Annotated in this window: 6 protein-coding genes; 3 read left to right on the forward strand and 3 right to left on the reverse strand. The window is 59.5% G+C overall.

Annotated elements, in window-relative coordinates; translation table 11 throughout:
• Positions 1-102: 102 nt before the first annotated feature.
• On the reverse strand, positions 103-1,851 hold the full coding sequence (locus PMI37_RS15820; RefSeq protein WP_008082535.1) for a phosphoethanolamine transferase CptA: 1,749 nt from the start codon (positions 1,849-1,851) through the stop codon (positions 103-105).
• Positions 1,852-2,050: 199 nt separating this feature from the next.
• Entirely contained in the window at positions 2,051-2,233 is a 183-nt protein-coding gene (locus PMI37_RS15825) for a DUF6026 family protein (RefSeq protein WP_008082537.1), read from the reverse strand.
• Positions 2,234-2,506: 273 nt separating this feature from the next.
• On the opposite strand from PMI37_RS15825, the gene gnd reads away from it, so the two are divergent.
• The 3 genes from gnd to PMI37_RS15840 are packed head-to-tail and all read left to right on the forward strand — an operon-like array spanning position 2,507 to position 5,822.
• On the forward strand, positions 2,507-3,487 hold the full coding sequence (gene gnd, locus PMI37_RS15830) for a phosphogluconate dehydrogenase (NAD(+)-dependent, decarboxylating) (protein WP_008082539.1): 981 nt from the start codon (positions 2,507-2,509) through the stop codon (positions 3,485-3,487).
• Positions 3,484-5,007: a glucose-6-phosphate dehydrogenase gene (zwf, locus tag PMI37_RS15835; RefSeq protein ID WP_008082541.1), complete on the forward strand. Its 1,524-nt coding sequence runs from the start codon at positions 3,484-3,486 to the stop codon at positions 5,005-5,007. Before gnd ends, zwf begins: the two co-directional genes overlap by 4 nt.
• On the forward strand, positions 5,004-5,822 hold the full coding sequence (locus tag PMI37_RS15840; protein ID WP_008082543.1) for a Cof-type HAD-IIB family hydrolase: 819 nt from the start codon (positions 5,004-5,006) through the stop codon (positions 5,820-5,822). Before zwf ends, PMI37_RS15840 begins: the two co-directional genes overlap by 4 nt.
• A 114-nt stretch (positions 5,823-5,936) precedes the next feature.
• Here PMI37_RS15840 and nhaB read toward each other — a convergent pair whose 3' ends face one another.
• The gene (gene nhaB, locus PMI37_RS15845) at positions 5,937-7,439 is read right to left on the reverse strand and encodes a sodium/proton antiporter NhaB (protein WP_008082544.1); all 1,503 of its coding nucleotides are present in this window, start codon (positions 7,437-7,439) and stop codon (positions 5,937-5,939) included.
• Positions 7,440-7,582: the final 143 nt, after the last annotated feature.

The following is a 7,582-nucleotide window of genomic DNA, read 5'->3' on the forward strand; positions in this document are numbered from 1 at the left end:
CGATCTTTTGATCTGTTTTTCAAAACACAAAATCAAAAGATCGCAGCCTGCGGCAGCTCCTACCGGGTAGAAGAAAGGGGCCATGTCGGCCCCTTGCTGGTGTTACTTCTGTGCGATGTCCGCTGGCACCGTGTCGGGCTTTTTCGGCTTCATCAGACTGAAGTCGATCAAGGCCCGCTGCTCACGCTCATACGGGTTGCCGATCATCAGCGGACGCGGCTTGAAGCTGTCGCTGACCAGGCTCTTGCTGCGGTCCAGTTCATCGAAACTCAAACCGGCCATGTCCGCCCAGGTGTGGATCAAGTGCGAACTGCTGTATGGCCGCCCCAGATCGCCGGCGAAGTTCCAGTCATGGTTTTCTTTCCATTTCGGCGACGCCCAGGCCATGAACGGGATGGTGTACATCGGCGCGGTGGGTTTGTTTTCGTTGCGGCCCAGGGTTTTATGGCCGACCGAATCGAACACGTCTTCGCCGTGGTCGGACAGGTACAGCAAAAAGCCGTTCGGGTCGGACTTGGCGTAGTCCTTGATCAGGCTGGACACCACGAAGTCGTTGTACAGCACCGCGTTGTCGTAGCTGTTGTAGGTCGGCACTTGATCATCACGCACGCCGGCCGGCACGCCTTCGCGGTCCTGGAACTTGTCGAAGCTCGGCGGATAACGGTACTGATAGCTCATGTGCGTGCCGAGCAAATGCACGACGATCAGTTTGCGCTGTGCCGGATCAGTCAGGGCCTTGTTGAACGGCTCGATCACGTCACCATCGTATTGCGCGGCGTTCTGGTTGCGGTTGTTGTTCAGGTAGACCTGCTCATCCGCCTGCTCGGAGAACGTGGTGAGCATGGTGTTGCGCTTGGTCATGGTCTGCTGGTTGGTGATCCAGAAGGTTTTGTAGCCTGCCTGTTTCATCATGCTGACCAGCGACGGCGTCGACAGGTAAAGGTCCGGGTTTTCCTCGTCGGCGAAGGTCAGCACTTGCTGCAGCGCCTCGATGGTGTAAGGGCGCGGGGTGATGACGTTGTCGAAGACCGCCAGTTGATCCTTGAGCTTGTCCAGTTCCGGCGTGGTCTTGCGCGGGTAACCGTAGAGGCTCATGCGCTGACGGTTGGTCGATTCGCCGATCACCAGCACCAGCGTGGAAGGCTGGTTGGCGCCAGCGTCCTTGAGGTTGTGCAGCGGCGGGATCTTGCTCGCGCTGTGCAACATGCCCTGCATTTCCGCCAGCGTGTCCAGATAGCGGTGATAGGCCACGGCCATCTGCCACGGCACCGCCGGCTCGATGCGGGTTTCAAACTTCTCGAAACCGCCGGCGAAGCTGCCGGTGCGCATCGTTTGCTTGACCAGCGGGTAACCGACGACGGCCACGATAATCGCCATCGCTGCGACTAACGCGCGGCCACGGGGCATGTACACCGGGCGCAGGCGAGTCCAGAGGAAATACGCGAACAGGGTGTGGGCGAGGAACGCAGGGACCATCCACCAGGCAAAGTACTGGGTCATGTACTCGCCCGCTTCAGAAATGTTCGACTCGAACATGATGAAGATGACGCTCTGCGAGAATTCCTGCTGATAGATAAAGAAATAACCCAGGCTGGCCATCGAGCAGGCCCACAACACGACACCGATGATGGCGGCGAGCAGCTTGGTGCGTTGGGGGAACAGCAGCATCGGCGCCAGCCAGATCGCGCTCATCACGAACGCCTGACGGAACCCGGTGAAACCCGAAGTGCCGGTCAGCTGGATCAGCAGTTGGGTGATACCCGAGAAATACCAGAAGAACACGAACAGCCAGAGAAACCCGGCCCAGTCGAAACCTGTCGCAGTCGTTTTGCTGCGTTTGAACAATGCCATTCAGCACTCCAGCTCAGTCGTTGCAACCACCGCCGGAGAGCTTCCATGAAACCGACGAACGGAGGCCGCACGCGAACGCCCGGCCAGAATGCGCCGGAGTATCACCAAGGGAATGTGAAAACTTTGTTAGTTGCAGATGACTGACAGAGGTGAATCATGTCGGGAACGACGGACGCCGTTCCCGAAACACGCGGGCAGTTCAGGCGTGCGGGTTGCGCATGACCACCGGCAGAGGTTTGGGCTGAGCGCCCTGAGTCAACGCGCGCAGCTGCGCCAGCTCCTGCTTGAGTTGGTCGCGTTCGTCTTTCAACTGGCGCAATTCATCGCGACGGATTGTCACGTACAGGGTTTGTGGCGGCATTGCTGTGTGTACTGTGCCCATTGCTCACCTCGCAAATGGCGTGCATCAACTGTAAATAGCGGCCGTTTTTGGCTGCTGACTTACTATCGGCGCCAATTTTGATTTCTTTTGCCTGTGAATGGAACTTTTTTATTTTTCATGGTCGGTGTGTCTTCGCCACGTTTCGGGGCGTTATCAGTCTGATTCGGGCACAATGCACGGAAACTTCATCGCAACGCTCTGGACTAACCTCCATCAGTCGCGTTGGGCTATAACCCATGACACACATTTATTTGTAGTAAGGAGCATCAGCACATGCAACTCGGGATTATTGGACTGGGCCGCATGGGCGGCAATATTGCGCGACGTCTGATGCTCAACGGTCACACCACCGTTGTTTACGACCGCAATACCGCTTTCATCGATAACCTGGTCGCCGAGGGCTCCACGGGCGTCGCAGACCTGCCTGCACTGGTTGCCGGCCTGGCCAAACCGCGTGCGGTCTGGGTCATGCTGCCGGCCGGCGCGCCGACCGAAGACACCATCAACACCCTGAGCACACTGCTTGAAGCCGGCGACACCATCATCGACGGCGGCAACACCAACTATAAGGATGATATTCGCCGGGCCAAGACCCTGAACGAGAAGGGCCTGCACTACATCGACGTCGGCACCTCCGGCGGCGTCTGGGGCCTGGAGCGCGGCTATTGCATGATGATCGGCGGCGACGCTGAAACCGTGCAGCGCCTCGATCCACTGTTCGCCGCACTGGCGCCGGGCATGGGTGACATCCCGCGCACCAAGGATCGCAAGTCCGATGACCACCGTGCCGAGCACGGCTACATCCACGCCGGTCCTGCCGGCGCCGGGCACTTTGTGAAGATGATTCACAACGGTATCGAGTACGGCATGATGGCCGCGTTCGCCGAGGGCTTCGACATCCTCAAGACCAAATCCAGCGAACGTCTGCCGGAAGATCAGCGTTTTGATCTGAACGTGGCTGACATTGCTGAAGTCTGGCGTCGCGGCAGCGTCGTTTCCTCGTGGTTGCTCGACCTGACCGCCGACGCACTGGCCAGCGATCCGAAGCTCGACGGCTTCTCCGGTTCGGTTGCCGACAGCGGTGAAGGTCAATGGACCATCGAAGCGGCCATGGAGCAAGCGGTGCCGGTGCCGGTGCTGTCGAACTCGTTGTTCTCGCGCTACCGCTCGCGCGGCCAGGGCACCTTTGGCGACAAGATTCTTTCGGCCCAGCGCTTCGGCTTCGGCGGCCACGTGGAGACACCGAAGAAATGACCCATACGATCCGCAGGAAATCCAAGGCAGAACCCGCACCACCGACCACGCTGTTTCTGTTCGGTGCCCACGGCGACCTGGTCAAGCGCTTGCTGATGCCGGCGCTGTACAACCTCAGTCGCGACGGCTTGCTTGACGAAAACCTGCGGATCGTTGGCGTTGACCACAACGCCATTACCGATGAGGCCTTCGCGCAGAAGCTCGAAGACTTCATCCGTACCGAAGTGGCGGCGAAAGTCGGCAAGGGTGATCAGATGCTTGATCCAGCCTTGTGGGCCAAGCTCGCCAAAGGTATCAGCTACGTCCAGGGCGACTTCCTGGACGACAGCACTTATTCCGCGCTGGCGGCGAAAATCGCCGACAGTGGCACCGGCAATGCGGTGTTCTATCTGGCCACCGCGCCGCGTTTCTTCAGTGAAGTGGTGCGCCGACTCGGCAGTGCCGGCTTGCTCGAAGAAACTCCCGAAGCGTTCAGAAGGGTGGTGATCGAGAAGCCGTTCGGCTCCGACCTGCAAACCGCCGAAGCGTTGAACGCCTGTTTGCTCAAGGTGATGTCCGAGAAGCAGATCTATCGCATCGACCATTACCTGGGCAAGGAAACCGTGCAGAATATTCTGGTCAGCCGGTTCTCCAACAGCCTGTTCGAAGCCTTCTGGAACAACCATTACATCGACCACGTGCAGATCACTGCGGCGGAAACCGTTGGCGTCGAAACCCGTGGCAGTTTTTACGAACACACCGGCGCACTGCGCGACATGGTGCCCAATCACCTGTTCCAGTTGCTGGCCATGGTTGCCATGGAACCGCCGGCGGCATTTGGCGCTGATGCGGTGCGCGGCGAAAAAGCCAAGGTGGTCGGCGCGATCCGTCCGTGGACGACTGAAGAGGCACGGGCCAACTCGGTTCGCGGCCAATACAGCGCGGGCGAAGTCGATGGCAAATCTCTGAACGGCTATCGCCAGGAGCCCAACGTCGCGCCGGACAGCAGCACCGAAACCTACGTGGCGCTGAAGGTGATGATCGATAACTGGCGCTGGGTCGGCGTGCCGTTCTACTTGCGCACCGGCAAGCGCATGAGCGTGCGCGACACCGAGATCGTCATCTGCTTCAAACCGGCGCCGTACGCGCAGTTCCGTGACACCGAAGTCGATGAGTTGCAGCCGACGTACCTGCGCATTCAGATCCAGCCCAACGAAGGCATGTGGTTCGACCTGCTGGCCAAGCGGCCGGGGCCGGCACTGAACATGGCCAACATCGAGTTGGGTTTTGCGTATAAGGACTTTTTTGAGATGCAGCCGTCGACGGGTTACGAAACCCTGATCTACGACTGCCTGACCGGCGATCAGACGCTGTTCCAGCGCGCCGACAACATCGAGAACGGCTGGCGCGCCGTGCAACCGTTCCTCGATGCCTGGCAACAGGACGCGAGCGTGCAGACTTACGCCGCCGGTGAAGACGGCCCACAAGCCGCCGAAGATCTGCTGACTCGCGATGGTCGCGTCTGGCATGGCCTCGGATGAGTGACTTGCCGAAGCAACCCATCCGTTTTCTGCTCAGTGACATGGACGGCACGCTGTTGCTGCCCGATCACACGCTGAGCCAGCGCACCATCGACGCGGTTCGCGCCTTGCGTGAGGCGGGCGTGTTGTTCAGCCTCGCCACCGGGCGGCCGCCCAAAGCCATGTTGCAGCAGATCGAAGCCTTGGGCGTTGATCTGCCGACGGCGGCGTTCAATGGCGGGACCATCGTCAATCCCGATGGCAGTCTGCTGGTGGCGCATTACCTGCCGGCAACGACTGCACTGATTGCGCTGGCGACGTTTGCCGATCAGCCTGAGGTGGAAATCTGGGTGTTCAGCGGCGGCGACTGGCTGCTCAAGGACCCGCACGGGCCGATGGTGCCGCGCGAGCAGCATGGCCTCGGTTATCCGCCAGTGGTGGTTGAAAGTTTCGAGCCGTATCTGGAACGTATCGACAAGATCGTCGCGACCAGCAACAACACCGAACTGTTGATTGAACTGGAAGCGCGGTTGCTGCCGAAGGTCAACGGCATGGCGCAAGTGTCGCGTTCGCAACCGGTGTATCTGGACGTCACTGCGCTGGAGGCCAACAAAGGCACCGCGCTGGCGACACTGGCCGAACACCTGGGCATACCGCTGGAACAGACCGCTGCGATCGGCGACGGCGGCAACGACCCGGCGATGTTCCATTGCGCAGGGCTGTCGATTGCCATGGGTCAGGCCGAAGAGGCGGTAAAACGCCAGGCCGACGTGGTCACCGCCCCCAACAGCGAAGACGGCGTCGCCTTAGCGATCGAAAAATACATCCTCCAATAACACCTGTAGGAGCTGCCGAAGGCTCGGGCCGCGATCGGACGATCTTTTGATCTTGTTTTTATGCAGCAAGATCAACAGATCGCAGCCTTCGGCAGCTCCTACATGAGGTTGGGGTTAGAGCCAGTAGCTGACGGCGTACCAGCCCAGCAGGCCCATCACGAAGGTGTACGGCAACGCCATCCACACCATTCGTCCGTACGACAAGCGCACCAGCGGTGCAATCGCCGACGTCAGCAGGAACAGAAACGCCGCCTGACCATTCGGCGTGGCCACGCTCGGCAGGTTGGTGCCGGTGTTGATCGCAATCGCCAGCGTTTCGAAATGCTCACGGCTCATGTGCCCGGCGAGGAACGCCTGCTTCACTTCGGTGATGTAAATGGTCGCGACAAACACGTTGTCGCTGATTGCTGACAACAAGCCGTTGGCAATGAACAGCATGCCCGGTTGTTGCTCGACCGGCAGCGCCAGCACCCATTGAATCAGCGGCGCAAACAGTTGTTGATCGTGAATTACCGCCACCACCGCAAAAAACACCACCAGCAACGCAGTGAACGGCATGGCGTCCTTGAACGCGCTGCCCAGGCGATGCTCGTCGGTAATCCCGGTAAATGCAGTGATCAGCACAATCACCATCAAGCCGATCAGGCCGACTTCAGCGACGTGAAACGCCAGGCAACCGATCAGGGTCAATGCCGCCGCACCTTGCACCAGCAACGCGGCGCGTTGGCGCGGCGTACGTTCGGCGTTGTCTTCGGCGGCATAGTTGGCCAGCACGGCGCGAACGTTGTCCGGCAGCAGCGTGCCGTAACCGAACCAGCGCAGTTTCTCCAACGACACACAGGTCACCAGGCCCGCCGCCAGCACCGGCAACGACACCGGGGCAACTTTCTGGAAGAACTCGCCAAAATGCCAGCCCATTTCGTGGCCGATCAGCAGATTCTGCGGCTCGCCGACCAGTGTGCAGACACCGCCCAACGCCGTGCCGACCGCGCCGTGCATCAGCAGGCTGCGCAAGAATGCGCGGAATTGATCGAGATCGTCATGATGCAGTGTCGGCAGGTGCTGGTCGTCGCCGAATTCGCTGTCCTGGCGTGGGTCATTGCCCGAGGCAACACGGTGATACACCGAATAGAAACCGACAGCGGCACTGATGATCACCGCGGTGACGGTCAGTGCATCGAGGAATGCCGAGAGAAAGGCCGAGAGAAAGCAGAACATCAACGCCAGCGCCGCTTTCGAACGCACGCCCAGCAACAGGCGCGAGAACAGATACAGCAGCAGATCCTTTATGAAATAGATGCCGGCGACCATGAACATCAACAGCAGGATTACCGGAAAGTTGTGCAGCAACTCATCGTAAAGTGCCTGTGGCGTGGTCATTTTTAACAGCAGCGCTTCGATCAGCAACAGCCCGCCAGGCATCAGCGGATAACACTTGAGCGCCATGGCCAGGGTGAAAATGAATTCGATCACCAGCAGCCAGCCGGCGGCAACCGGGCCGACAGACCATAACACCAGGGCATTGAGGATCAGGAAGCCAACGATGGTCGCCTTGTACCAGCGTGGCGAGTGCCCGAGAAAATTTTGCGCGAACGCCTGGGCCATTGAACCGGACATCGCTTGCTCCTTGTCTTGAGAAGCGCGCAAGTTGCCGGATGTGTCACGCAAGTTCAAGTGCTGAATGCCCCCCTCACCCCTGTAGGAGCTGCCGCAGGCTGCGATCTTTTGATCTGGGTTTTAAAAAAACAAGATCAAAAGAT

Source organism: Pseudomonas sp. GM80 (assembly GCF_000282515.1).
Lineage (GTDB): Bacteria > Pseudomonadota > Gammaproteobacteria > Pseudomonadales > Pseudomonadaceae > Aquipseudomonas.

Excerpts from the sequence above, each read along its gene's own strand:
- PMI37_RS15820 (WP_008082535.1), bottom strand. The coding sequence starts at position 1,851 with ATGGCATTGTTCAAACGCAGCAAAACGACTGCGACAGGTTTCGACTGG.
- PMI37_RS15825 (WP_008082537.1), bottom strand. The coding sequence starts at position 2,233 with ATGGGCACAGTACACACAGCAATGCCGCCACAAACCCTGTACGTGACA.
- gnd (WP_008082539.1), top strand. The coding sequence starts at position 2,507 with ATGCAACTCGGGATTATTGGACTGGGCCGCATGGGCGGCAATATTGCG.
- zwf (WP_008082541.1), top strand. The coding sequence starts at position 3,484 with ATGACCCATACGATCCGCAGGAAATCCAAGGCAGAACCCGCACCACCG.
- PMI37_RS15840 (WP_008082543.1), top strand. The coding sequence starts at position 5,004 with ATGAGTGACTTGCCGAAGCAACCCATCCGTTTTCTGCTCAGTGACATG.
- nhaB (WP_008082544.1), bottom strand. The coding sequence starts at position 7,439 with ATGTCCGGTTCAATGGCCCAGGCGTTCGCGCAAAATTTTCTCGGGCAC.